This is a genomic window from Pseudomonas synxantha BG33R (genome assembly GCF_000263715.2).
Classification (GTDB): Bacteria; Pseudomonadota; Gammaproteobacteria; order Pseudomonadales; family Pseudomonadaceae; genus Aquipseudomonas; species Aquipseudomonas synxantha_A.
The window spans coordinates 1,150,588-1,176,209 of the sequence record NZ_CM001514.1 but is presented as its reverse complement, the minus strand read 5'-3'; the positions used below and the strand labels follow the sequence as shown (position 1 = coordinate 1,176,209).

General features: G+C 58.8%; 15 protein-coding genes. 7 read left to right on the top strand and 8 right to left on the bottom strand.

The window, feature by feature from the left end:
• Positions 1-52 precede the first annotated feature (52 nt).
• The 8 genes from PSEBG33_RS21820 to PSEBG33_RS21855 all read right to left on the bottom strand — a co-directional run bounded on the left by PSEBG33_RS21820 (position 53) and on the right by PSEBG33_RS21855 (position 15,166).
• The gene (locus PSEBG33_RS21820; protein ID WP_005785039.1) at positions 53-4,783 is read right to left on the bottom strand and encodes an RHS repeat domain-containing protein; all 4,731 of its coding nucleotides are present in this window, start codon (positions 4,781-4,783) and stop codon (positions 53-55) included.
• A gap of 60 nt (positions 4,784-4,843) precedes the next feature.
• Positions 4,844-6,859 carry a hypothetical protein gene (locus PSEBG33_RS21825; RefSeq protein WP_157264115.1) on the bottom strand — a complete coding sequence of 672 codons (2,016 nt, stop codon included), beginning with the start codon at positions 6,857-6,859 and terminating at the stop codon, positions 4,844-4,846.
• Positions 6,860-6,987: 128 nt separating this feature from the next.
• Positions 6,988-7,440, bottom strand: a complete 453-nt coding sequence (moaE, locus tag PSEBG33_RS21830; RefSeq protein WP_005785035.1) for a molybdopterin synthase catalytic subunit MoaE — start codon at positions 7,438-7,440, stop codon at positions 6,988-6,990.
• Positions 7,441-7,442: 2 nt separating this feature from the next.
• Positions 7,443-7,685, bottom strand: coding sequence for a MoaD/ThiS family protein (locus PSEBG33_RS21835; RefSeq protein WP_005785032.1), 243 nt, complete (start codon positions 7,683-7,685; stop codon positions 7,443-7,445).
• The gene (gene moaC / locus PSEBG33_RS21840; RefSeq protein WP_005785030.1) at positions 7,682-8,155 is read right to left on the bottom strand and encodes a cyclic pyranopterin monophosphate synthase MoaC; all 474 of its coding nucleotides are present in this window, start codon (positions 8,153-8,155) and stop codon (positions 7,682-7,684) included. The genes PSEBG33_RS21835 and moaC overlap by 4 nt, the downstream gene beginning before the upstream one ends.
• Before the next feature lie 124 nt (positions 8,156-8,279).
• Positions 8,280-12,008 (bottom strand): autotransporter domain-containing protein, encoded by a 3,729-nt coding sequence (locus PSEBG33_RS21845; protein ID WP_005785027.1) that lies wholly within the window; start codon positions 12,006-12,008, stop codon positions 8,280-8,282.
• A 298-nt stretch (positions 12,009-12,306) separates the two neighbouring features.
• On the bottom strand, positions 12,307-13,701 hold the full coding sequence (locus PSEBG33_RS21850) for a PhoH family protein (protein ID WP_005785025.1): 1,395 nt from the start codon (positions 13,699-13,701) through the stop codon (positions 12,307-12,309).
• Positions 13,702-14,041: 340 nt separating this feature from the next.
• Complete coding sequence (locus PSEBG33_RS21855) at positions 14,042-15,166, bottom strand: polysaccharide deacetylase family protein (RefSeq protein ID WP_005785023.1); 1,125 nt, start codon at positions 15,164-15,166, stop codon at positions 14,042-14,044.
• A gap of 120 nt (positions 15,167-15,286) precedes the next feature.
• Here PSEBG33_RS21855 and yaaA point away from each other — a divergent pair, with 120 nt between their 5' ends.
• From yaaA to algG, 7 genes are all read left to right on the top strand, one after another.
• A complete protein-coding gene (yaaA, locus tag PSEBG33_RS21860; protein ID WP_005785021.1) occupies positions 15,287-16,066 on the top strand; it encodes a peroxide stress protein YaaA in 780 nt (259 codons plus the stop codon).
• An 878-nt stretch (positions 16,067-16,944) separates the two neighbouring features.
• Complete coding sequence (locus PSEBG33_RS21865; protein ID WP_005785019.1) at positions 16,945-18,261, top strand: nucleotide sugar dehydrogenase; 1,317 nt, start codon at positions 16,945-16,947, stop codon at positions 18,259-18,261.
• A gap of 83 nt (positions 18,262-18,344) precedes the next feature.
• A complete protein-coding gene (alg8, locus tag PSEBG33_RS21870) occupies positions 18,345-19,826 on the top strand; it encodes a mannuronan synthase (RefSeq protein ID WP_005785017.1) in 1,482 nt (493 codons plus the stop codon).
• 37 nt (positions 19,827-19,863) lie between these two features.
• Positions 19,864-21,030 carry an alginate biosynthesis protein Alg44 gene (locus tag PSEBG33_RS21875; protein WP_005785015.1) on the top strand — a complete coding sequence of 389 codons (1,167 nt, stop codon included), beginning with the start codon at positions 19,864-19,866 and terminating at the stop codon, positions 21,028-21,030.
• A gap of 110 nt (positions 21,031-21,140) precedes the next feature.
• Positions 21,141-22,562, top strand: coding sequence for an alginate biosynthesis TPR repeat lipoprotein AlgK (algK, locus tag PSEBG33_RS21880; RefSeq protein ID WP_050989062.1), 1,422 nt, complete (start codon positions 21,141-21,143; stop codon positions 22,560-22,562).
• A complete protein-coding gene (locus PSEBG33_RS21885) occupies positions 22,559-24,049 on the top strand; it encodes an alginate export family protein (RefSeq protein ID WP_005785011.1) in 1,491 nt (496 codons plus the stop codon). Before algK ends, PSEBG33_RS21885 begins: the two co-directional genes overlap by 4 nt.
• Positions 24,049-25,617 carry a mannuronan 5-epimerase AlgG gene (algG, locus tag PSEBG33_RS21890; protein ID WP_005785009.1) on the top strand — a complete coding sequence of 523 codons (1,569 nt, stop codon included), beginning with the start codon at positions 24,049-24,051 and terminating at the stop codon, positions 25,615-25,617. Before PSEBG33_RS21885 ends, algG begins: the two co-directional genes overlap by 1 nt.
• Positions 25,618-25,622: the final 5 nt, after the last annotated feature.

The following is a 25,622-nucleotide window of genomic DNA, read 5'->3' as shown; positions in this document are numbered from 1 at the left end:
CCAGTCAGCGAGCCTGACTGGCATTTTTTATGCGCCCACTGCCTTGTCCAGATCAGTCACTATCGCCCAGGTCACTCCAGACAGGCTGACGAATACGCATGGCCTCTTTTCGAAATTCCCCATAGAACTGAAAACTGCTCCCCGGCATGTCTGCCAGCCCCAGGCTTATGGGGCGCGGCTGTGGTTGCTGCTGGCGCTGTGACTGCTCGTCGTCGGCCGACGGCTGAGCTTGCAGGCTCTTGGTTCGCGCATCCAAGCCACGACCGAAGTTAGTCCACCGGAGTACCGCGCGGGTAGCACCGAATAGTTGACTGGCAGTGGTTACCCTGGCTGGCACAGCGAGCGAGTAGGATAACCCTGCCGCGTTCTTGCCGGCCGCAACGAGCCCGCTGCCCAATTGACTGGAAAGTAAGCCCGTGGTTTTTTCGGAGGCCGAGGACGCCGCGCTTTTGAAAGCGATAATCCCAGCATTGACAGAGATCGAGACCGCGGCAACGACGCCTACCGTAGAAAACCCGAAAGATGCCCATCCAAGGTTCTTGATGTGCTGCGAACGATCCCACCCCATTTGCTTGTCGACGGCCTCGATACTCAGCCCTGTAATCCCCAGCGTGCCGCCTACCGAGCTAGAGCCCGTAGCGATGACGCCCAGAATATTTGCCGCCTTTACCGCCCCTTTAGCGAGCGCCGCCGCCATCCCGACCACTGCAACCTTGAACGCCACCACCGATAAGGCCAGCGCAATCCCGGTCAGCACCCAAGACAGCCACTTTGGAAAAAGCCCACTCGGGTCGATGAGGTTGATCGGGTTACCAGCGCAGTAGGCGTAGCTGTTAATCCCACCCTCATCAAAAGGCGCCAATGGATCAGCCGAAAAGAACACCATCAAGCCCGGGTCGTAGGCACGCGCACCCAAATGGTAAAGGCCTGCCGCCGCATCCAGACGCTCGCCGTTAAACGCCGGCAGTTGCAGATCCGCCATCGATCGCACACTGCCGTCCTGCGGCACAACCTGGCCCTCGCCATACGGCGCGTAATGACGCTGCACAGGCGCTTGCCCAGGTTCCACCACGCCGCGCACGGTACCGGCCCCGTCATTCAGATGCAGCTGCGGCCCCTCGACGCCACCGGTACGCGCCTGCACTTGGCCCCCGACGTTGAAGTAACGCAGTTTTCTACTGCCCTGCACCAACCTATCCAGATGATCCCCCGCATAGACCATGACCACCGGTGATTCATTGTCACGTGTCGCCACGACTTGTCGAGACTCGGCATCGTACTGGTAGCTGCACTGCAGGGAACCTTCCTGCACGCAGGTCAACTGGTCATAGCCGTTGTAGGTGTAAGTTCGCCCTGCTGGCCCCCCGGTCAAATTACCCGCCGCATCATAGGTCAGGGCATCATCCTGCAACGGGTTGGAGTGGGTCACACGGGTCAGGCGCGTGGGGTCTGCGTCGGTGAAAAACCGCTCGCTGATGTCCTGCGCGCCGTCAGCGAAAGTCGTCACGACGTGCGTGATGTTATCCAGGCTGTCGAAGCAAAATTGCTGCCCAACGATGTCGCGCCCCAGCGAGTCCTGGGGATGTTCACGCCCCTCGCATTTGTAAGTCTTGAGCCGCAGGAAGGCGTCATAGGTGAAGGTCTCCCCCATCACCAATTCAGAGGCTGCGTCACGCACGATGCGACTGGCCAGCAGGCTGTTGGGATGATAAGTGCTGCTGATGATGTGTAGCAGCACGCCATTGTGCAAAAAGCGCCGCTGCGCCTCCCGCCCCAAGGGGTCGTAGCTCACCTGCGTGACCACCTCGGTATCGGCGTAGCGAGTGGTCAGTACGTCAGGTCGCGCAAACATGTCATAGCGCTGTTCAATGACTACCGTCCCAGCAGTCATCGTGCAAACCCTGCCCATGGAGTCATATTCAAACTCGCTACGCTGCCCATCATCCGAGATGTGTTGCAACATACGCCCGCCGATTGAATAACCATACTGCGTGACCAGTGCCATACCGAGGACCGTTTGTATCTCTTTTTCCGGGTAGCCGTTCACATCATGGAACAACTCATGTTTGAGCGTGCCACTCTCTGAATAGGTCGGCTGACCACTGACCGGATCATGCCGGTACTGCCTATCCGTGTGCCCCGACATTTTGACCGTGCTCGGGGTGCCCAACTCCTTGTCGTAGGTCCATTGCTGACGGTGCCCACTGCCCGAGACCACGGCGACAGGTTCGGTCCAGTTTGTCTCATAGTGCCAAGTGGTGGCGGGTGCCGTGCCCCTGGACTGAGCAGTCAAACGCCCCAGGCTGTCGTAGGTGCGCGACCCCACCTGTTTGCCATCGATACTGATTGAACTGGGCAGCGACTCGCTGGTTCCACGCGCGTAGGCCACCGTGCGCAGCCGCGCAGGGCTGCCATCCGAAGGCGTGTGGAGGGTGGTCAATATGCGGTCGAACAGGTCGTAGGTGTAATCGATGCGATGCTTGTCCACGTCCACGCGTGACAGGCAGCGCCCCAGGCCGTCATAGAGGCATGACTGCACTTCGGTAATCTGCCCGAGGGCGTCCACCTGGTTCACCAGGAACGGCTGATGATGAGCATTCAGATAGGTTTCCAGGCGCTCGCCGCCTTCGACCCCCGTTACACGCAGGTGCAGCCTTGGGTCATATTCATCGATCGCCACGCTGCCATCGGCACGGCTTACACGGCAGGCGTTGCCCCACGCGTTATAAGCGTAGCGCGTGGTCAATACACGCTCGCCATCCGGCAGATAATCAATATGAGTCCGTTCCACCGTTTGCCCAAGGGCGTCATAGCGCCAAGTCCCGAGGGGCTGCTCCTTTGCACCGTTTTCCAGCAACAACGCCTCGGCGACCGGCCGCCCCGCCCCGTCGAAGTAAGTGACGGTACTGCGGCCTTGTGCATCAGTCATCACCAAATGAGCGCGTTTCGTTGGCGCTGCATAGTGATAAACAAAACTACGACTGGCCTGCTGCGGCTCACCTGGCGAAGCGGTTTGCGCCGTCAATCGTCCTGCAACATCGTACGCGGTGACCAGCGTTGCCCCTCCATCCCGGCTCATCAACAGTAGGCGCCTGTCGACCAGAGAGTGCGTGCGCACTGATTCCAGCCAGTGGCCCTCACGCCCCAACAGCCGACAGGTTTCGCTAAGCGTGTCGCCTGTGACGGTGTAACTGTAATTGCTGACTAACACCTGGCCATCAACGGTAGACGTGGTGCTTTTCAACCGGCCAGCCAGCTCGGCAGGCGCGTCGTAGTAGGTTTGCTGTGTGCTGAATGCGCCAGCCTGAGTGACCGACTCCGGCATGACAAAATAGCTGTTATCCGTATGCTGCACACGGGTATGGGTGTACTCGGTGAATCGGACGGCAGGCGTGCCCCCGGCGGGGATAAGACGCTCTTGCTTGACATAGCGCGGGAACAAATCATGGGGGTCGGCCGGACACTTACCCAGTTCTCCGTCTTTGGAGTAATAACTGTATTCAATGCGCACCCCGGAGTCCTCGGTACGGCTTAGCTCGTTACCGTAGTCGTCAGTCTCAATCTCGACCTTTACCACCCGCTCCGCGCCTCCCGCCACCAGCGCATAACTGGTCGTGATAACGCGGGGTAGCTGGAGGTTGGGAGGCTGCGCCGGAAAGAGCCCTGGGCACACGTTATATTCAATGGTCCTGGTAGTCCGGGTGCCTTCGCGCAGGACCTGCTCCTCGGTCAGCAGGTGGAATTTGTTGTAAGTGGTACGCGTAACGCTCAGCGTTGTCTTACTGGTTATGTCATCGATGCGGGTCTCTTCCGTCCAATAGTTGTAGTCACTGCCTATGAGGTACAGATTATCCTCGCCCTCACGAAAACCGCCTGAAAAGGGATAGCCGGTGAAATTCCTGCCCGGGCTGTAACTATAGGTACGTGACATGCCGGGCTGGCCGGCAGCGGGTGTCTGGACCCAACTGGTGACGCGGGGGATGTGTTGACCATTGGCATACTGATGGCCGTTTTCAGCATAGTTGATCAACTCATCACCCCCCATCGGTGGGCGCACCCGGCGGATCGCAATCATGCCGTTGCGAAAAGCTTGTCCGTACTCCAATACATAGTTTGCACTGGGAGGCGACTCGCGACTGTCATAAGGGGCGGTGAAACCGGTCAGTCGACCATTCGACTGAGTGAAGGCGATACGCGCATAACGTCCTCCGTCGACTCGCGTATCACTACGTACCAAGCGCCCGTTGGAGTAGGTCAACAACAGCAGCACTTGCTGATCATGATCCAGAATACGCTCAAGAGAACCACCCGGCGCGTACTCCCACTTCAGACGCTCACCGTTTTCAAACTGGATAGCATCAATACGATAGGGCGTGGTGCTGCCCGTACGCTTCAATATCTCGACGGTACCGTCCTTGTAAATCACATGAAGCGTCGTGGCATCCGGTCGTTTGACTACCAGGTCCTTAAGCTTGCGGTCCTTGATCAGCAGCGTTCCTCCAACTGGGGGCAGGCTTTGGGTTTTAAATTGTTCGCCGGTGAGCAGTGTGAGCCGCGAAAGGGTGCTGTCAAACTCGGTGTTGCTGATGCTCCAACTGGTTCCATAAACACCCACTTTGTTATTCAGCATGGAGAATGACAGCGCGATCGTTCTACTGATCTCCAGCGGGCCTTGCGGGTACAAGGTGGCCAACTGAATTCGACAACCGTATTGGCCGGTGCGTGGGTCTACTGCGCCGCCGAAGTAAGAGCGGAAATTAAAGGCTTGAGAGTAAACATCCATATCTGACTCCGACACTTAACGTAGAATCCAGAATGAGAGAAAGCAAAAACCCACAACACTCTAAACATCCGTCAAACCAAGCTTATCTCCGTCATATAATTGCTCAATTCGAAAAACATGTTCGCATCCGTAATTATCCCACAAGCGCCAAACACTATTATTATCCCTGCTACCCGTTATATTATATTCCCCACAAAAACGAACAGCTCGCATTATTGTCGATCGCCGATTGAACCTGACAGAATCTCCGGATGGATTGGGGTGTCCGCTAAAAATATCCCCTATCAAAACTGAAGCATTAACAGTATCTTTATTAATCACCACCCCGCCCTTTGCAAATGAACTTTGCTTGTTTCTTGTAAAATAGGAGGTGCGAAAATTCCATCCTTCAGCAGGAATTGACGCAGGGGAGTCAAGACCTCTATTTACAAGAAATCGCAAACCCGCCGGGGGTGTCCAATAATAAACATCGACATCACACAGATTATCACTATAAGCATCATTATCGACATACTCGACAAGCTGGCTCGTTGACAACGCATAGGGTAGTGTTGCGCGAATCGTTACATACGAGTCAAAGGCAACATCATCATCACTGTAGTTAGTGGTGTACGTCACCCCACCTAATTCGATTGACGCCATGAATCTGCGCTCTTCGATGGGCACACTCGGATCCACACGTAAATAGCGCTCTACGATCTCGACTTGTCGCTGAGCGTGCCCAGCCACGACCTCTGGTTTTTGATCCGGCCTTACCTCATCGATACGTGTACGCCATAGACCCGTATCGTAAATGTTCTTCTCCTTATCACAACTCCAACCTTCAGGAAGCGGCTCATTGACATTTGGCGAGTAGAGCGTAATGGTCAAGCTATTACGCTCCGCATCCGACAGCCTGGCAGGTATCCAATACCCACCAGCATCCAGTTGTTCAACAACAACCTCAACGACCACCTTGCATTGATGACGCCCATTGGCATACAGCTCATCGGTAACGGACCTGCCACCGGGCAACATGATTTTAAAAAGAATGAGCTTGAGGGTCCGAACGATCTCGCCGGTCAATTTAAAAAAAGGAACGCCAGGAAGATTCAGTGGATCTGTGTGTTTCACTAAAAATTTTTGCTCAGTGCCATAGTTATCCAACACCCGCCAATAACTCTTCGCGTCGCGATTCTCAGGCACCAGTGGGGACTTCAACCTGATCGCACGCAGCACAGTCGCTCTTTTGTTAAACGGGATTAAGGGATCGGGAGAGGGTGCAGGAAGCCCTGCATCAATCTCATGCAGATGAAGTGTCGAGTCGAGCTCATCCTTGTTTATAAAGGTTCCTACCCTGCTTGAAGTAGTGTTATCGATAGGCGAATGCCACGATAAAACGCTCTGAAAATCCTTACCCTCCCCCGGCAAACCCAGCGGGCTATCAAAACCCATATTTTTTACTACCCACAAGCCTCCTGGTGGGGTCCAGTAGTAAACATCCACCAAGGTGCGATAAGGAGGCGCACTGGAGTAGGCAAGATAATCCACATAAAGATCCATATCGTCCGCATCCCAGCTCATTGGGCGAACAGGGTTAATCGTGATAAAAGACTCAAAAACGGCGTCGCGCTTAAAGCTGTAAGTTGTGTAAACACAACTATCTATGGTCACACACGCCATAAATACTGCTGGCCCGATGGGTGCGTCCGGAGCGCAACGTAAATAGCGCTTGATAGGTTCCTCCAATGAACGCTCAAGACGTTTTTCCAAGTCGTTGCCCGGCTCCAGCGGCAGTGATTTATCCCGCCAAAGCCCAAGCGTGAATTGATTTTTTTCTACATCGCAGCTCCACCCGGGTGTGAGGGTTTGATTGCCATGTTCTGAGCATTCGACAACGGTAACACTGGCGCGCTCTTCATCAGTCAAGCGCACACGGACCCACTCGTCGCCTACGCCACTGATTTCTTTAACAACGTCAATGAGGACTTCACATTGATGGCGTCCGTTGGCATAGAGCCCATTAGCCGCTTGCGTATTGGCGGGACGACTGATGCTGAACTTCGACAAACGACATTTGCTTGCTTGTGTGACCATGTCCCACCCCATCATTAAGTAAGTCCTGAGATCATCAGAACCCGCAAAGAGGGGCGGAACAACTGTCAGATCTGACAGTTCTATAGATTTATTTTAAATATCGCTATCGGTTAAAAGCGCGGCAACGCCTATGATTTCCAGCGATCCGCCGCTGCGTGATCACTGTCTCGCCCATCCACCCAACGAACCCCCTCACTGGTGTTCTCCTTTTTCCAGAACGGCGCCCGCGTCTTCAGGTAATCCATCACAAACGCACAGGCGTCAAACGCCGCCTGCCGATGAGCACTGGCCGCCGCCACGAACACAATCGGCTCACCCGGTTCCAAGGCGCCAATGCGGTGCAACACCTCCAACTTGAGCAACGGCCAACGCTGCTCAGCCTCAACGGCAATCTTGGCCAAAGCCTTTTCAGTCATGCCCGGGTAGTGCTCCAGAAACATCCCAGACACATCGCGTCCGTCATTGAAGTCACGCACGTAACCGACAAAGCTCACCACCGCGCCTACGCCCACATTGGCCGCGTGCATGGCGTTGACTTCGGCGCCCGGATCAAAGGCTTCGACCTGCACACGAATGGCCATGCTCAGCCTCCGGTCACGGGCGGGAAAAACGCGACATCGTCACCCGCTTGCACCGGCTCATCAAGGCCGCACAGTTCTTCATTGCGTGCGCACATCAGGCTGCTCTCGTTGAGCACTGCAAACTCCGGGTCACCGGCCAGCGCCAGGCGCACAGCATCGACGGTGGCGAAATCGCCCTCCATCTCCAGAGAGTCCAAGCCTACCGCTTCAGCGTAACGCGCAAAAAACAATACGTTGATGCTCATATCTGGTCCGCCTTGAAATGCCCGCTTTTACCGCCAAGCTTTTCCAGCAGGCGAATACTTTCGATGGTCATGCCACGGTCCACCGCCTTGCACATGTCGTAGATCGTCAGCGCGGCGACGCTGGCCGCCGTCAGGGCTTCCATTTCCACGCCGGTCTGGCCGGAGAGCTTGCAGCGCGCCAGGATATGCACGGCATCCACGCCATCGGCGCGCAGTTCGACCTTGACCCCGGTGAGCATCAGCGGGTGGCACAGGGGGATCAAGTCACTGGTTTTTTTCGCCGCCTGGATCCCGGCAATGCGGGCCACGGCGAACACGTCGCCCTTGGGGTGGGCGCCATCGACAATCATTGTCAGGGTTTCGGGCAACATGCGCACCCGCGCTTCGGCCACGGCCTCACGGAACGTCACGGCTTTGTCGGTGACGTCGACCATATGGGCACGACCTTGGGAATCGAGATGAGTCAGCACAGCAATACTCCTGATCAGGAGCAGAGATTGTAAACCTGTGGGTCAAATTTGCGCAGGGCTGTTTATTCCATAGATGACTGTGGCGCGGGAGCAAGCTCCCTCGCCACAGGGCACCAGTGCAGGGTCAGAAACGGAAGGTAAACCCGGCGTTGATCCCGTTGTTGTTACCGCGGTTGGACAGCAAGCCGCTGTAGTTCAGCGACACCAGGGTGTCTTTGGTCAAGGCCATTTGCGCACTGGCCTTGATCACCGCGCCATCCCGGGCGACGGGCACGCTATTAACGGCAAAAGCAGTGTCGCTGCCGGCAAACTTCAGCGAGGCTTCGCGATCGGTATCACCGAACTGATGCTCCCAACCCAGCTCACCGCGCAACGTCACTGCCGAGGTGGAGCTGACCGGCAACTGCGTATGCGCACGCAGGCCCACCGTAGAGAGCGTCGCGTCCTGGCTTTGCTTGCTGGCGTGCAAGGCAGCGGCGCCGCCTTTTTCCTTGAACGAGTCGCTCTGGTAGTTCAGGTACGTGAGGTTGGCGAAGGGTTCGAATGGGTTCCACTGGGTGTAGCCGATCTCGGCAAACACTTGGTCGGTGCGCGCATTGTAATCGGCCTTGGCATAGTCCGACTGGTTGGCGTAAGCCACCCGCCGCGAAGTATCCAGACGATGCCAGGTGGTAGCGCCGCCCAGGCGTAAGGCGATCGCCTCGAAGCGCTTACCGCCATACACCGACAGGTGGTAGTTGTCGCTGTCCGCCGAAGCCGACTGGCCATTGAGGTGGCTCTGGGTATAACCGGTCGCCGCCCCCACGCGCCAGCCGTCGCTGACCTCGGTATCCAGCCCCAGCAATACCCCACTGGTGGACGAAGAATAGCCACTGGCGTTGTTGTCACCGCTGACGTTATTGCGCCCACCGAGCAGTTGCACCCAGCCGCCGTTGTCACGGCTATCGATCTGCGCGCTGGAATCCAGGGCCTGGGCCTGTTGCAGACGAGCATTGACCGCTTCGCGAAGGTATCGACTGTCGGCCATTTGCGCCGCCGCAACATCCGAATGCAGCTGCCCCGACAATTGCTTGAATGCATCCCGAGCCTGTGCAGCGGAATCGGAAGCCAACAGGCTTTCGTAAACCGGGCTGCCGGCGCCCAGCGTCTCGGCCGCTGTCGCCACAGCCCGTTCGTTGCGGGTTTGCGCGACGCTGGCGAAGGTGGTCTGGTTGCGCGCTATCGCCAGGGTCAGTTGGTTCGGTTGGTAAGCGAGTTGCGTGCCGATGAACAGGTAGTTGGGCGCGAACGCCGCAAACTGGCCATTGATACCCTGACTGGCGCTGAGGATGTTGAACTGCTGGCCCAGCAAACTGCGCGCCTCGCTGGCGGACAGCAGGTTGGGACTGTTCTCCAGGGACACGTTCACCACACCGCCATTGAGGGTCGCCACGCCGCTGCTCTGGATCTGGTCGCTGCGGCCATTGGCCCCCACTTCAACGGCATACACCGAGCCAGGGTTGAAGGTCACGTCGCCGGTACGCAGCGTGCCAATCGAATGCCCCGGCGCCACGCGCCCGCCAGTGTTGACGGTCAGGGCGCCCACCGTGCCGTTGCCGGCCAGGGTGCCGCCCACTGTGGTCATTACGCCATTGTCAGCATTACGCGTGCCCACGGCACTGCCATCCACCGTCACGGCAGAGGTCAACGCACCGTCCACCGACAATGTGCCTCCGCGCACCCAGGTGCTACCTGAATAGGTGTTCTGGCCTTCCAACACCAACTCGCCGTCACCGGACTTGACCAGGCTACCGACGTAGGTGGCGCCGGTGAGCAAGTCCTGGCCACGGGTGAGCGTCGCCTGCTCCCGTGCATGACCGATCTCGTATTCGAACTGATCATCGGCCGAGGCACTGGTGGGCAGGCCATTGAGCCAGCCCTTCTGCTGCTTGGTCGCCGCCCAGGTGGCCTGCTCGGCAGCGTCTTCCACACGGCGGGCGCGAATGGCTTCATCGGAAATCGGGTTGGCCCAGATATCGCGGGTACCGGTAGGCAAGGCCACCGCCACGGCACCCAGGAACTGCCCCGGCCCTTGCATCGCTTTTTGCAGATTGGGCAGGCCCCATCCGCTGACCACACCCGGCACTTGCGGCGTTCCCGGCGCGGCATCATGCACCGGTTGCAGGTTGTCGTAGGTGCGCCCTCCCGTCAGCTCGCCCACGGGCGTGTCCGCACCGTCCGGCGCCTGCAGGCTGGAGGTGGTGAGCAACACATCCCGCGCCTGGCTGGCGGTCATGTAGGGAAAGCGCTGGATCACCAAGGCCAAGGCGCCGGAAACGCTCGGCGCCGCCGCGGAGGTACCATTGGCATTCGGGATGATTTCGCCCTCAGGCCCGGCAGACGGGATGCCCGATACGCCCATTACACACCACCACTTCGAGGTGCCGCAGCGGTTGTAGACCTGGGCGCTGGTCTCGTCATAGCCGGTGATCGCGAGGAACTTGCCTTCGATATCCGGCTTGAAAAACGGCAGGTTCGCGTTGGTGTCAGGGTTGGCACCATGGCTGTCGTTGCCCGCCGAGATGATCTGGATAAAGCTGTTTTGCCGTGCAGTGTCGGCCATGGCGTCCATCCAGGTTTTGTGCCCGGCGTGGGCCTTGTCCCAGAACGGGCGATAGGCGGCGGTCATGTCCCGCAGGTTTTGCGCGGCGCTGTCGCCGACATTGCCAAAGTGGTTCTCCACGTCATCGCGCGAGCTTTGCCCCCAGCTCTGGTTGACGATCGACACGTTCTTCGCCGCCAGGGCGTTGTAGCTGGCCATGAACGCGTTGTAGTCGAGGTCGTTGGAGCCCTGGTACCGATCGTTGTCGCTGCCGCCTGTGTTGGCGACAAAGATATTCGCATCGAAGGCAATGCCGTGCATACCGGTGCCGTTGCGATTGGCGCCGAGCACACCGGACATTTCCGTACCGTGGCCATCGTTGAACGCCGGGTCATACTCACCGGGAATACTGAAATGTTCACCCTGCTTGAACTCGCCGCTGGGCACTTCAAGGCGGTAGCGCGGATGAGTGGCGTAGTACTCGCCAGTGGAAGTCACCGCCTGCACTCGGTCCTGGCCCTGGGCATTCTTGCCCTGGAATTCGAAGTGCCGGGTGAGGATGCCCGAGTCCAGCACGCCGACATTCACACCCTTGCCGGTGATGCCCAGGGCATAGGCGTAATACGCGTTGGTGCGGTCCAGGCCAGAGTTGACCTGGGCTTCCGGGGTCTTCCAGGTTTGCGCGTTGGCGCTCCAGTCACGGGTCGCGCCGGCCCAGGATTGCCCGGCGTTCAGTTGCCCAGTGAGATTGCTGCTCACACCCGGCTCTACGTAGGTATAGGGCTTGGCGGCCGGCAGGTTGGCGATGATGGCCTTGGAGAAATCGAGAATATTGGTGGTGTAGCGACCATTGTTGCTGAACAGCCGGCTGCGGTAGTAATCCAGGCGCGAGGTGTAGTCCAGCGGTCGCCGTGTATCGCCGAGCATGGCGCCGATGGTGAGGTTTTCAGGCTGTAGTTCGTAGTTCTGCTTGAGGGCCGAATCGAACTTGCCGGACTGGGCGGCGAAGTCCTTGGCCGCCAGGTCGACGATATCCGCGTAGGCAAACCGCAGGTTCTTGTACACCTCAGTGTCGGAGCCGAAGGAGGCGACGGCTTTGCGAAATGCCGACTCCAGTACCTGGGAGGTGTAGGGATTGTCGTCCGCCCAGGCCAATGAGCCCTGGCCCAGCCAGAGGGCCAGGCCGAGTGCGATAGGTGTCAGGGGTATCTGCTTGAAACGAGTGGCGTGCTTGCGTTGCGACAAAGTGAAGCCATTACCTGCTACGTCCATTTTCCTTTCCCTTTGGATATGTGCGTCATCAATGAGCGATGTATCGGGCTTTTGTAATAGGCAGGGTCACGGTGAAAACCCTAGACAGGTCTTCAAAACGTTCGTCGAATCAAGGAGGTGGTGTTCCGACGGGTTGTGGAGTGTTCTTATTGTTTTTACCGCGGGAAAAAATGTAACAAAATAATTACAAAAACCACAAGTACCCAGGGCGCGTTATCGCAGGCAAATGTCGCCCACAACAAAAACCCCGGATTTCGTGAAAAATCCGGGGGGTTCGTGGCATTTAGCCACTTGTTGGTTACAGGTGGGATTCGGCGTATTCAGCCAGAATCGAACGAGGCACCCCTTGCAGCGCGATATGCACGCCGTTGGGGAAGTCTTTGAAACGTTCCGTCAGGTAGGTCAGCCCGGAGCTGGTCGCGGACAGGTAAGGGGTGTCGATCTGTGCCAGGTTGCCCAGGCACACCACTTTGGAACCGGCACCGGCACGGGTGATGATGGTTTTCATCTGGTGCGGGGTAAGGTTCTGGCATTCATCGATCAGTATCAGGCTCTGCTGGAAGCTGCGACCTCGGATGTAGTTGAGGGATTTGAACTGCAACGGCACTTTGCTGAGGATGTAATCGACGCTGCCATGGGTGTTTTCGTCATCCATGTGCAAGGCTTCGAGGTTGTCGGTGATCGCCCCCAGCCACGGCTCCATTTTTTCCGCTTCGGTGCCGGGCAAAAAGCCGATTTCCTGGTCCAGGCCCTGCACACTGCGGGTGGCGATGATGCGGCGATAGCGTTTGGTCACCATGGTCTGCTCGATGGCGGCCGCCAGGGCGAGGATGGTTTTGCCCGAGCCTGCGGCGCCGGTCAGGTTGACCAGGTGGATGTCCGGGTCGAGCAGCGCATACAGCGCCAGGCTCTGGTAGATATCACGCGGTTTCAGGCCCCAGGCTTCCTGGTGCAACAGGGGTTCCTGATGCAGGTCGAGGATCAGCAGCTTGTCGACCTGGATCTCTTTGATCCAGCCCACGAAGCCTTGTTCATCGACGATGAATTCATTGATATGCACGGCCGGCAGGTTGTCGATCAGCTGTACCTGGTGCCAGGTGCGGCCATGGTCCTGACGGGTCTCGACCTTGCTGACACGGTCCCAGAACGAACCGGTCATCATGTGATAACCCCGCGACAGCATCGACACGTCGTCGACTAGCTGGTCGGTGCTGTAGTCCTCGGCAGCGATCCCACACGCTCGTGCCTTGAGGCGCATATTGATGTCTTTGGTCACCAGCACTACGCGCAGGTCCTTGTCGCGCGCGTGCAGGTCGATCAATTGGTTGATGATCTTGTTGTCGTTCAGGTTTTCCGGCAGCAGGCTGTTGGGCTCGCTGCGCTTGCTCATCAGGATCGACAGCAAACCCTTGGGCCCGCTTTTGCCACGCTGGATCGGCACACCGACCTCAACGTCCTCGGGCGAGGCTTCGCCCAGGGTCTTGTCGATCAGACGGATGGCCTGGCGGCATTCGGCGGCGACGCTGTGGTGGCCGCTTTTGAGTTTGTCGAGCTCCTCAAGCACGATCATCGGGATGGCGACGTGGTGTTCTTCAAAGTTAAGCAATGCGTTTGGATCGTGGATCAATACGTTGGTATCAAGCACGTAAAGGATTGGCTGGTCGGAAGAAGGGTTACGTCCATGATCATCCATACTCGGTCACCTTTGTGGGAGCCAGTCGACGCAATACCTGGGCGGTGCTGCGCCTCGATTCGACCACCGAATGCACCTGAGGGACGTCAAGTGCACTGCCCACATGAGGAGTCTTGGAAGACGCCACCTGTGTCGCAGGGTTCGGCGGTCTGACTTCGTAATACCGCAAAACCCATGACAGGAAAAAGCACTTTGACGCTTTTTTGAAGTTTATTTTTCAGGATGACGAATAGCACTAGCCGAGTGCCAGCCACCCCGTTAAAGTCGGAAGTCCGCCTGCATCGAAATGTCGCAGCAAATCACCCCAGAAATGCCTCATCCTCAACGGGGCCGGGGATTTTCAGCGAAATGCCTCGCGACACTCCTGCCAACCCAAACCACTCTGCGCCGTTGCCTGCAACACCATCGGCAATGCCACTCGCGCCTTGTCCTGGGTGTCGTGATACACAATCACGCCTTTGCGCCACAGCAGCATCAGCGTCAGCACCCGCTGCGCCGATTCCTCGGCCTTGAGTTTGCCCGGATCGTCCTGGGAATCGATGTCCCACAACGCCACCTGCAAACCCTGCTGCTGGAAGAACCCCTGGCTGTCCGCACGACGCTGCCCATAAGGCGGTCGGAACAGCGGCACATAGTTTTCCGGCATCAGGTTCTGCACCAGCGCGGCACTGCGGGTGATGGAGCTTTGCCAGTCGACCCAATGGCTATGGGAACGGTATTGCCAACCCTGGATACCCACGCACTGCCCTTGGTACAGCGCCTGCACATCCGCAACAGAACTGCGCTCCACACGGCTTTGCAAACTGCTGCCGAGGGAGAAGAACGTGGCGTTCATCTTCTGCTTGCGCAGGTAGTCGGTGAGCCAGTCGGTATTACCGCCCACCAACGCCGGGCCGCCATCGAAGGTCAGCAGGAACATGCGATCGTTGAGCTCGTCGCCATTGCGCTCATGGTCGCCAAAGCGCGCCACTTCGCTACTGATCTGCGGGAACAGCGCAGCCTTGCGCAGCAGCTCATCCAGATAGCGCTCATGAAAGTGCCGGCTGGGTGCGGCCCAGCCTATATAGAACGAGTTGTCACTGACCTCGAACTTGCCGGCCTGCTCGCGCAGGTCGTCCATGTTTTCCACCAGGTAGCAGAACGAAGCATCTTCTTCGCAGCTCTGCTGGGCGAATGTGTAGTTCTCCAACAGCCGTTGCCAGAGCTGGCGACGCAGGTCGTCGATGGCCGCCAGGTTGATGATCTTCAGCCCCAGGCGTTGCTTGAGCGCGGTGTCGTCCAGGGCTTCGCTGGCAAGCAGGCCGTGGGCAAACATCAGGATTTCCGCCCGCGAGGCCACATCGAACAGCGCGGGGCTGGTGAGTTTTTCCGGCCAGGTGCTGCGGTCGAGGCTGGCGACATCCACCGGCGCCGCTTGGGCGGTGACGCACAGCAGGCAAGCCGACAATAAAAGCGCTAATCGCACACGGGGTCTTCCTTTCCAGAGTTACCGCCCATCATAGCGGATCGCATCTATCGCCATCATAGGTGGAGTCCAAACGCCCCAACCCCTAGAATCTCGCCCACGATTCCAGGAGCCAACTTCATGCTGATGGTGATTTCCCCCGCCAAAACCCTCGATTTCGAGTCCAAGCCGGTCACTGCGCGCTTTACCCAACCGCAATACCTGGACCATTCCCAGGAGCTGATAGAACAGCTGCGCGAACTGAGCCCGGCACAGATCAGCGAATTGATGCACGTCTCCGACAAGATCGGTGGCCTCAACGCCGCCCGCTTCGGCAGCTGGACGCCCGCCTTCACCCCGGCCAATGCCAAGCAGGCGCTGTTGGCTTTCAAGGGCGATGTGTACACCGGCCTCAACGCAGAGACCTTCAGCGATGCCGATTTCAGCTATGCCCAGGACCATCTGCGTATGCTCTCAGGCCTGTACGGCCTGCTGCGCCCGCTGGACCTGATGATGCCGTATCGCCTGGAGATGGGCACCAAGCTGGCCAACGCCCGGGGCAAGGACCTTTACGCGTTCTGGGGCACCCGCATCAGCGAATGGTTGAATGAGGCCCTGGCCGCACAAGGCGACGATGTGCTGCTCAACCTGGCGTCCAATGAGTACTTCTCGGCGGTCAAGCGCACGGCCCTGAATGCGCGCATCATCAACACCGAGTTCAAGGACCTGAAGAACGGCCAGTACAAGATCATCAGCTTCTACGCAAAAAAGGCCCGGGGCATGATGAGCCGCTTTGTGATTGAAGAACGCATCAACGATCCGGCCAAGCTCAAGCAGTTCGATGTGCAGGGCTATCGCTTCAATGCGGAGCAATCCAAGCCGGATAACCTGGTGTTTTTGCGCGATCACGCACCGGAGTAAGGCCTGTACAGCCACCAAAATCAAATGTGGGAGCTGGCTTGCCTGCGATAGCGCAGGGTCAGCCGGCTCACATGTTTCTGATAGACAGCTATCGCAGGCAAGCCAGCTCCCACATTTTTTGCCTGCATTTCACCTTAAGAATCGTCATTTATTTGGCGCCAGAAAAACATCCAGACACAACCCTAACGATTTTTTCACTCGACACTTGTCGGTTTTTTTCGTAGTGGCACCACTTTTTTTAATCAGTAGTGGCACAAAACTATCCTCTCGCACCAACTCCCCATAACTACTGGTCTAAATAGCAAGTGCTATCAATATAGTACCAGTGCCATCTTTTCTAATATTTCAAAAAATTTCGGGAAAGGGGATGAGCGGCCAGGAACTTCGTCCTGATGCACCGCTCATACCACCGGTAACGAAATTCTCTGTTTGCGTAAGAGATGACTTACATAACGACCAACGGAAGTAGCCAAGTTGTCATAAAACACTTTGGTTCTATGGTCATAACATCAACTGATCGAGTTAAGGGTGGCGATAAGTACGCATTGCTATCCCCTGCAGGCCAAGGCAGCGCTGACCTAAATGAGCCCGTGCAAATACACAAGGCATTGATAGAAAAGGCATTTTGCCTTCATCAGAACCTTGCCGCACCGGCGCCGGAGCCTTCCTCCAAGGAAGCACGGCTGCATTTCAGGGCAAGCCCCAATAATAAGGCCTCGTTGCGCACAACTTGAGTGCAATAGTTAGTCACTCGTTATTCAACATGCCTGCACGCGGTAAGTCGGCGTCTATTCGCCTAACTTTCGCGGCATCAGTGACGCTTGCAAACATGAACTCCGGCCATTTAATGGCATGAATTAAACAAAGAGGTAATTGCGATGCGCATCAGCATATTTGGTTTGGGTTACGTTGGCGCCGTGTGTGCCGGTTGCCTGTCTGCCCGTGGCCACGAAGTGGTCGGCGTAGACATCTCCAAGGAAAAGATCGATCTGATCAATGCGGGTAAATCGCCGATTGTTGAGCCGGGTCTTGGCGAGTTGTTGAGCCAGGGTATCCAGACCGGCCGACTGCGTGGCACTACCAACTTCGCCGAGGCGATTCGCGATACCGACCTGTCGATGATTTGCGTCGGCACGCCCAGCAAGAAGAACGGCGACCTGGAACTGAACTACATCGAGTCGGTATGCCGCGAGATCGGTTTTGTCCTGCGTGACAAGACCACCCGCCACACCATCGTGGTGCGCAGCACCGTCCTCCCGGGCACCGTCGCCAACGTTGTGATTCCAATCCTCGAAGACTGCTCCGGCAAGAAAGCCGGCGTCGACTTCGGCGTTGCGGTCAACCCGGAATTCCTGCGTGAATCCACCGCCATTGCCGACTACGACCTGCCACCAATGACCGTCATCGGCGAGTTCGATAAAGCCTCCGGCGATGTCCTGCAATCGCTGTACGAAGAACTCGACGCGCCGATCATCCGCAAGGACATCGCCGTCGCCGAAATGATCAAGTACACCTGCAACGTGTGGCACGCCACCAAAGTCACCTTCGCCAACGAGATCGGCAACATCGCCAAGGCTGTCGGCGTCGATGGTCGTGAAGTGATGGAAGTGGTCTGCCAGGACAAGACCCTCAACCTGTCCCAGTACTACATGCGCCCTGGCTTCGCTTTCGGCGGTTCGTGCCTGCCAAAAGACGTGCGTGCCCTGACCTACCGCGCCGGTTCCCTGGACGTGGAAGCGCCGCTGCTCAACTCGCTGATGCGCAGCAACGAATCGCAAGTGCAAAACGCCTTCGACATCGTCTCCAGCCACGACAAGCGCAAAGTCGCCCTGCTGGGCCTGAGCTTCAAGGCCGGTACCGATGACCTGCGTGAAAGCCCATTGGTAGAACTGGCGGAAATGCTGATCGGCAAGGGCTACGACCTGAGCATCTACGACAGCAACGTCGAGTCCGCCCGTGTGCACGGCGCGAACAAGGACTACATCGAAGGCAAGATCCCGCACGTGTCGTCCCTGCTCAACTCGGATTTCGATGATGTGATCAACAACTCCGACGTGATCATCCTCGGTAACCGTGACGAGAAGTTCCGTGCCCTGGCGCATAACGCTCCGGAAGGCAAGCAAGTGGTCGACCTGGTGGGCTTCATGTCCAAGGCCACCAGCGTGAGTGGCCGTACTGAAGGTATTTGCTGGTAACAGCAACGGCAAGTTTCAGGCTGCAAGTGTCTTTATCCCCAGTGCTTGCAGCCTGAAGCCTCCTCCCCTTCCGGATGACGCTTATGTCCAAGTTAAAACATGTATTTCTGCAATCGGCCGGCTGGCTGTTATTCCTCAGCCTGTTGATGGGTCTCGCCCTGCTGTTGCCGGCGAGCACCTTCGATTCGCAATCGAAGAATTTTATTTTCCTGATTGGCGCCGTGGGTATCTGGCGCTACTCGATGGGCGCCACGCATTTCTTTCGCGGCATGCTGTTTCTCTACGTGGTGTACCCGCACCTGCGCCGCAAAGTGCGCAAGCTGGGCAAGGCCGCCGACCCGTCCCATGTGTTCCTGATGGTCACCAGTTTTCGTATCGATGCGCTGACCACCGCCCAGGTCTACAGCTCGGTGATTCGCGAAGCCATCGAATGCGGCTTCCCTACCACCGTGGTCTGCTCGCTGGTGGAAATGTCCGATGAGCTGCTGGTGAAAAGCCTCTGGGAAAAGATGAACCCACCGGCCCACGTCAAGCTCGACTTCGTGCGCATCGCCGGTACCGGCAAGCGTGACGGTTTGGCCTTCGGTTTTCGCGCCATCTCGCGCCACTTGCCGGATGACCGTGCCGTGGTAGCCGTGATCGATGGCGACACCGTGCTCGCCGAAGGCGTGGTCCGCAAGACCGTCCCCTGGTTCCAGCTGTTCGGCAATGTCGGTGGCCTGACCACCAACGAATTCTGCGAAGTGCGCGGCGGCTACATCATGAGCGAGTGGCACAAGCTGCGCTTCGCCCAGCGCCACATCAACATGTGCTCCATGGCCCTGTCCAAGCGCGTGCTGACCATGACCGGGCGCATGTCGGTGTTTCGCGCCAGCGTAGTGACTGACCCGGGCTTTATCGCCGACGTGGAAAGCGACTCGCTGCAACACTGGCGCCTGGGGCGCTTCAAGTTCCTCACCGGCGATGACAAATCCAGCTGGTTCAGCCTGATGCGCCTGGGCTACGACACCTTCTACGTACCGGACGCCGCCATCAACACCGTGGAACACCCGCCGGAAAAGAGCTTTATCAAAGCCAGCCGTAAACTGATGTTCCGCTGGTATGGCAACAACCTGCGCCAGAACTCCCGTGCCCTCGGCCTGGGCGTGCGTCGCCTCGGCGTGTTCACCAGCGTGGTGCTGTTCGACCAGCGCGTGTCGATGTGGACCTCCCTGCTCGGCCTGACCGTGGCGATGATCGCCACGTTCAAGTATGGCGGCGCGTTCATCCTCGCGTACCTGCTGTGGATCGGTATCACCCGCCTGATCCTGACCCTGTTGCTGTCGTGCTCAGGCCACAAGATCGGCCCGGCCTACCCGCTGATTCTCTATTACAACCAGATCATGGGCGCGTTGGTGAAGATCTACGTGTTCTTCCGCCTTGATCAACAGTCCTGGACCCGCCAGGACACCAAACTGACCCGCGATTTGGCCAGCTTTCAACGTTGGTTCAACACCTGGTCGTCTCGGACCATGACCTTCTCCGCCGGCAGCATCTTCGTTGCCGTGTTGCTGATGATGGTCTGACCCTGCCAAGCCTGAATTAACTAGGAAATCGAATACTATGAACAGCCAAGTAAACGCCAACGTTGTCCACGAATCCGAAGCCCAGCGCCAGCACGCCCGGGTCAAAATCCCGGCCAAGCTGCGCTTCTTCAACAGCGACCGCACGCCGACCGAAGCACGCGTGATCGACCTGTCCGCCGGTGGCCTGGCCTTTACCGCCACCCAGCCGCTCACCGTCGGCCAAGTGCACAAGGGCCGCCTGCAGTTCGTGATCGATAACCTCGGCCTGGCCATGGACGTGGAGCTGCAAATCCGCTCCTACGATCGCCAGACCGGCCGCACCGGCTGCCAGTTCCAGAACCTCGATGCCCAGGACATTTCCACCCTGCGCCACCTGATCACCTCGCACTTGTCCGGCGACATCGTGACCATGGGCGACGTGCTGGCGACGCTGCAACGCGACAACTTCACCAAGGCGCGCAAGGTCAAGGACGGCGGCAGTGGCATGACCGCGTTCGGTCGCCTGCGTGCGGTGACGTTCAGCCTGGCGATTTTCCTGGTTGGTCTGGCCGCCTTCGGTTTTGTCTTCAAATCGCTGTACGGCATGTACTTCGTCAGCCACGCCCAGGCCGGCCTTGTGAGCGTACCGGGCATGAACGTGACCATGCCGCGTGACGGCACCGTGCAGAGCCTGCTCAAGGGTGACTCGGTAGCGGCCAAGGGCGCGCCACTGGCGACGTTCAGCACCAGTATGCTCGACGTACTCAAGGGCCACCTGGACGAAGACCAACTGCAACCGGCCAAGGTTGAAGAGCTGTTCGGCAAGCAAATGACCGGCACCCTCACCTCGCCATGCGATTGCGTAGTGGCCCAGCAACTGGTCGCCGATGGCCAGTACGCCAGCAAGGGCGATGTGATCTTCCAACTGGTGCCGCGTGGCAGCCAGGCTAACGTCGAAGCCCGCTTCACCTACCGCCAGTTTGGCGATGTGCGTCCAGGTACGCCGGTGAGCTTCCAGGTCGCCGACGAAGAACAGGTTCGCACCGGCACCATCGTCAGCAGCACCAGCCTGAACAGCGCCGACCTGTCCTCTGACATCCGTGTGCAGATCAAGCCCGACGCACCGCTGGACAGCACCTACGCCGGTCGCCCGGTGGAAGTCACCAGTGACCGTGGCCCATCGCTGAACTGGCTGATCGACAAAGCCATGGCTCACGGTCTGTAAGCGAGGACATGCCTGTGAACCCTATTCCAACAACACCGCTGACCTCTGTGGGAGCCGGGCTTGCCCGCGATGCAGGCGACTCGGTGCATCAGTTGCACCGCAGCGATGCCATCGCAGGCAAGTCAGCTCCCACACAGAGCAGATTTCACTTGGCCTCTGCGTACTGCGCGCTGGCACTGGCCGTGAGCCTGGCCGGTTGCGCCGGCCTGCCCGACCAACGCCTGGCCAATGAAGCCCTCAAGCGCGGCGATACCGTCACCGCGCAGCAGAATTACCAGCAACTGGCAGACCTGGGCTACAGCGAGGCCCAGGTGGGCCTGGCCGATATCCAGGTCGGCACCCGCGACCCAGCGCAAATCAAGCAGGCCGAAGCCACTTACCGTGCGGCGGCAGACACCTCGCCGCGTGCCCAAGCGCGTCTCGGTCGCCTGCTGGCGGCCAAGCCGGGCGCCACTGAGGCCGAGCACCACGAAGCCGAAAGCCTGTTGAAAAAAGCCTTTGCCAATGGCGAAGGCAACACCCTGATCCCGTTGGCGATGCTGTACCTGCAATACCCGCACAGCTTCCCCAACGTGAATGCCCAGCAGCAGATCAGCAAATGGCAAGCGGCCGGTTACCCGGAAGCCGGCCTGGCCCAGGTGCTGCTGTATCGCACCCAGGGCACTTACGACCAGCACCTGGATGATGTGGAGCGCATCTGCAAGGCCGCGTTGAACACCACCGATATCTGCTATGTCGAACTGGCCACGGTCTATCAGAAAAAACAGCAGCCTGAACAACAGGCCGAATTGCTCAAGCAGATGGAAGCAGGCTTCAGCCGTGGCAGCGTCACCGCCCAGCGCGTCGACAGCGTCGCCCGCGTACTCGGCGATGCCACCCTCGGCACCCCGGACGAAAAAACCGCCCAGGCTTTGCTTGAAAAAATCGCCCCCGGCTACCCGGCGTCCTGGGTCAGCCTGGCGCAGTTGCTCTACGACTTCCCCGAACTGGGCGATGTCGAGCAGATGATGAAGTACCTCGACAACGGCCGCGCCGCCGACCAGCCGCGCGCCGAATTGCTGCTGGGCAAGCTCTACTACGAAGGCAAGTGGGTGCCAGCCGACGCCAAGGCCGCCGAGGCGCATTTCGAAAAAGCCGTGGGCCGTGAAGTGGCCGCCGATTACTACCTCGGCCAGATCTACCGCCGTGGCTACCTGGGCAAGGTCTACCCGCAAAAGGCCCTGGACCACTTGCTGACCGCTGCGCGCAACGGCCAGAACAGCGCCGACTTTGCCATTGCCCAACTGTTTTCCCAAGGCAAGGGCACCAAGCCCGACCCATTGAACGCCTATGTCTTCAGCCAGTTGGCCAAGGCCCAGGACACGCCAGAGGCCAATGACCTGGCCACCCAGCTCGAAGCGCCGTTGACCCCTGAGCAACGCGCCGAGGGCCAACGCCTGGTGCAACAGGAACTGGCCGCCCGCGGCACCCTGGCCCAAAGCACGCTGCAACTGCACGCCCTGCAAGAAGAAGACGGCGAGGAATCCCTATGAAGCTCAACCCATTCGTCAAGGCCGGTATCGGCCTGTCCTTCGCCCTGCTGTGGTCGTGCCCGACCCTGGCCGCGCTGACCGAAGCCAAGAACTTCGGCCTGGAAGTCAAAGCCACCGCGCAGTCCGAAGACGACCGCGACCTGGGCACCCAGAAAGGCGGCGACGTCAACGGTATCGGCCTTGACCTGCGCCCCTGGATCTACGGCGAAAGCGGCGCGTGGAGCGCCTATGCCATGGGCCAGGCGGTGGTGTCCAGCGACATCATCGAGACCGACACCCTGCAACAGTCGGCCGATGACACCACCGAGCAGCAGTCGAGCAACGACGACCGCAAGGCCAAGAAAAACTATCTGGCCCTGCGCGAGTTCTGGGTCGGCTACAGCGGCTTCACGCCCTACCCCGGCGAGATCCTCAAGTTCGGTCGCCAGCGCCTGCGCAATGACGACGGCCAATGGCGCGACACCAACATCGAAGCGCTGAACTGGACCTTCGACACCACCTTGCTCAAGGCCAATGTCGGCGCCGCCGAACGCTTCAGCGAATACCGCACCGACCTCAAGGAACTCTCGCCAGTGGACAAGGACCGCCAGCACTTCTACGCCGACGCCGCCTACCAGTGGACGCCGGGCCAGTGGATCGGCCTGCGCGGCCACCACACCCATGACGACGGCAAGCTCGATTACGCCGAACCGGGTGTGGCCAGTGACCCGTTGGACAAGCGCGAAAACGGCGACCTGACCTGGCTCGGTATCGAAGCCAACAGCGATGCTTACAACTGGCGCAACACCAACACCGTCAACTACTGGGCCAGCATCACCGGCATGCGCGGCGACCGCGACAAGGTCAACGCCTTGAACGCCGACGGCACGCGCCCCACCAGCGCCAAGCGCAGCGATGACCTCAGCGGCTGGGCCACCGACATCGGTGTGCGCCTGCGCCTGGACCCGCAATGGCAAGTCGGCGCGGCCTATTCCCGTGCCAGCGCCGAATACGAACAGAACGGCCTGCAAAGCAACCGTTCGAACTGGACCGGCACCCAGTCCCGCGTGCACCGTTTCGGTGAAGCGTTTCGCGGCGAGATGAACAACATGCAGTCCATGAGCCTGTTCGGTTCCTGGCAGCTGCGCGAGGACTACGACGCCAGCCTGGTGTACCACAAGTTCTGGCGCGTGGACGGCAACAAGCCGGTGGGCAGCAACGGTATCGATGCGGTGCAGAACAACACCGACGACGTCACCGGCGCGATCCTCTCCAGCACCTCCCTGCCGCTGGAAGATGGCAAGAAGGACCTCGGCCAGGAGATGGACCTGGTGGTCACCAAGTACTTCAAGAAAGGCTTGCTGCCCGCCGCGCTGAGCCAGTCGATCGACGAGCCATCGGCCCTGGTGCGCTTGCGCGCCGGCGTGTTCAAGCCGGGCGACGCCTACGGCAGCCAGGTCGACTCCTACATGCACCGCGCGTTTGTCGACGTGGTCTGGAAATTCTGATGGGAGCCTGCGCCATGAATGCTCAAAGCCTACTCGTCGCGGCAATGCTGATGGCCAGCGCCACAGCGTTTGCCGATACGGCGGCCAAGGCGCCGATCATCGCCAAGGAACTGCAACAGGCCAAGACCTACACTATTTCCAGCCCGCCCACCGCGCCGCTGGAAATGGCCAAGCCGGCGCTGCCCGATTTGTCGGGCTACACCGCCGCCGCGATGGAAAAGAAGATCATCAAGACCAAGGCGGGCAAAATCAGCATCCGCCGCATGATGCAGGAAGACGCGCTCAAGGACTTTATCGGCGGCGATAACAAGATGGCCGAATGGGTGGTGCGCCAGCATGGCATCCCCCAGGCAATCTTTGTCGACGACGGCTACATGAACCTCAAGGACCTGCTGGGCAAGGTGCCCAAGCAGTACTTCAGCGAAACGTCGCCGGGGGTGTTCCTGGCCAAGTTGCCGATTGTGGTGGGCCGCAAAGGCATCCTCGATATCGACAAGAACACCCAGGAATTGCGCCTGTCCCAGCAAGCTGGCTCATTTTTGATCAACGACGGCCAGTTGTTCGTACGTGACACCAAGGTCACCGGCTGGGATGAAAAAACCAACGGCCCTGCCCTGTTCAAATCGCCCAAGGAATTCCGCCCATTCCTGCTGGCCTGGGGCGGCACTGAGACCTATATCTCCAAGACCAAGATGGCCAGCTTCGGCTACGCCAACAGTAAGTCCTACGGGGTGAGTATTTCCCAGTACACGCCGAACATGGCCAAGGTGCTCAAGCGTCCCGAGCCGACCGGTTGGATCATCGACTCCGAGTTCTCGGACATGTGGTACGGCTTCTACTGCTACGAGACCACAGGCTTTGTGATCAAGGGCAATACCTACAAAGACAACATCGTCTACGGCATTGACCCCCACGACCGCTCCCACGGCCTGATCATCGCCGACAACACGGTGTACGGCACCAAGAAGAAGCACGGCATCATCATTTCGCGGGAAGTGAACGACAGCTTCATCTTCAATAACCGCAGCTACGACAACAAGCTCTCGGGCCTGGTGATCGACCGTAACAGCGTGAACAACCTGATCGCCGACAACGAGATCTACCGTAACCACACCGACGGCATCACTCTCTATGAGAGCGGTGACAACCTGCTGTGGGGCAACAAGGTGATCAGCAACCGTCGCCACGGCATCCGCGTGCGTAACAGCGTGAACATCAAGCTCTACGAAAACACCTCGATGGCCAACGGCCTGACCGGCGTGTACGGCCACATCAAGGACTTGACCGACACCGACCGCGACATCGCCCTCGACCCATTCGATGCCAAGGTCTCGCTGATCGTGGTGGGTGGTGAACTGGCGGGTAACGGCAGCGGGCCGCTGTCCATCGATTCGCCGTTGAGTATCGAGTTGTATCGCGTGTCGATGCTGGCGCCGACCAAATCCAGCGGCATCAGCTTCTCCGGCATTCTGGGCGATCGCCAGGAAGAAATTCTCGACCTGCTGGTGCGCCAGCAGAAAGCCGTGCTGATCGACCCCGTCGAACGCCAGACCGAATTGCAGGACTGAGGATG

Excerpts from the sequence above, each read along its gene's own strand:
- PSEBG33_RS21845 (WP_005785027.1), bottom strand. The coding sequence starts at position 12,008 with ATGGACGTAGCAGGTAATGGCTTCACTTTGTCGCAACGCAAGCACGCC.
- moaE (WP_005785035.1), bottom strand. The coding sequence starts at position 7,440 with ATGGCCATTCGTGTGCAGGTCGAAGCCTTTGATCCGGGCGCCGAAGTC.
- PSEBG33_RS21850 (WP_005785025.1), bottom strand. The coding sequence starts at position 13,701 with ATGGATGATCATGGACGTAACCCTTCTTCCGACCAGCCAATCCTTTAC.
- PSEBG33_RS21835 (WP_005785032.1), bottom strand. The coding sequence starts at position 7,685 with ATGAGCATCAACGTATTGTTTTTTGCGCGTTACGCTGAAGCGGTAGGC.
- PSEBG33_RS21825 (WP_157264115.1), bottom strand. The coding sequence starts at position 6,859 with ATGGTCACACAAGCAAGCAAATGTCGTTTGTCGAAGTTCAGCATCAGT.
- yaaA (WP_005785021.1), top strand. The coding sequence starts at position 15,287 with ATGCTGATGGTGATTTCCCCCGCCAAAACCCTCGATTTCGAGTCCAAG.
- algG (WP_005785009.1), top strand. The coding sequence starts at position 24,049 with ATGGGAGCCTGCGCCATGAATGCTCAAAGCCTACTCGTCGCGGCAATG.
- PSEBG33_RS21875 (WP_005785015.1), top strand. The coding sequence starts at position 19,864 with ATGAACAGCCAAGTAAACGCCAACGTTGTCCACGAATCCGAAGCCCAG.
- PSEBG33_RS21885 (WP_005785011.1), top strand. The coding sequence starts at position 22,559 with ATGAAGCTCAACCCATTCGTCAAGGCCGGTATCGGCCTGTCCTTCGCC.
- PSEBG33_RS21865 (WP_005785019.1), top strand. The coding sequence starts at position 16,945 with ATGCGCATCAGCATATTTGGTTTGGGTTACGTTGGCGCCGTGTGTGCC.
- alg8 (WP_005785017.1), top strand. The coding sequence starts at position 18,345 with ATGTCCAAGTTAAAACATGTATTTCTGCAATCGGCCGGCTGGCTGTTA.
- PSEBG33_RS21820 (WP_005785039.1), bottom strand. The coding sequence starts at position 4,783 with ATGGATGTTTACTCTCAAGCCTTTAATTTCCGCTCTTACTTCGGCGGC.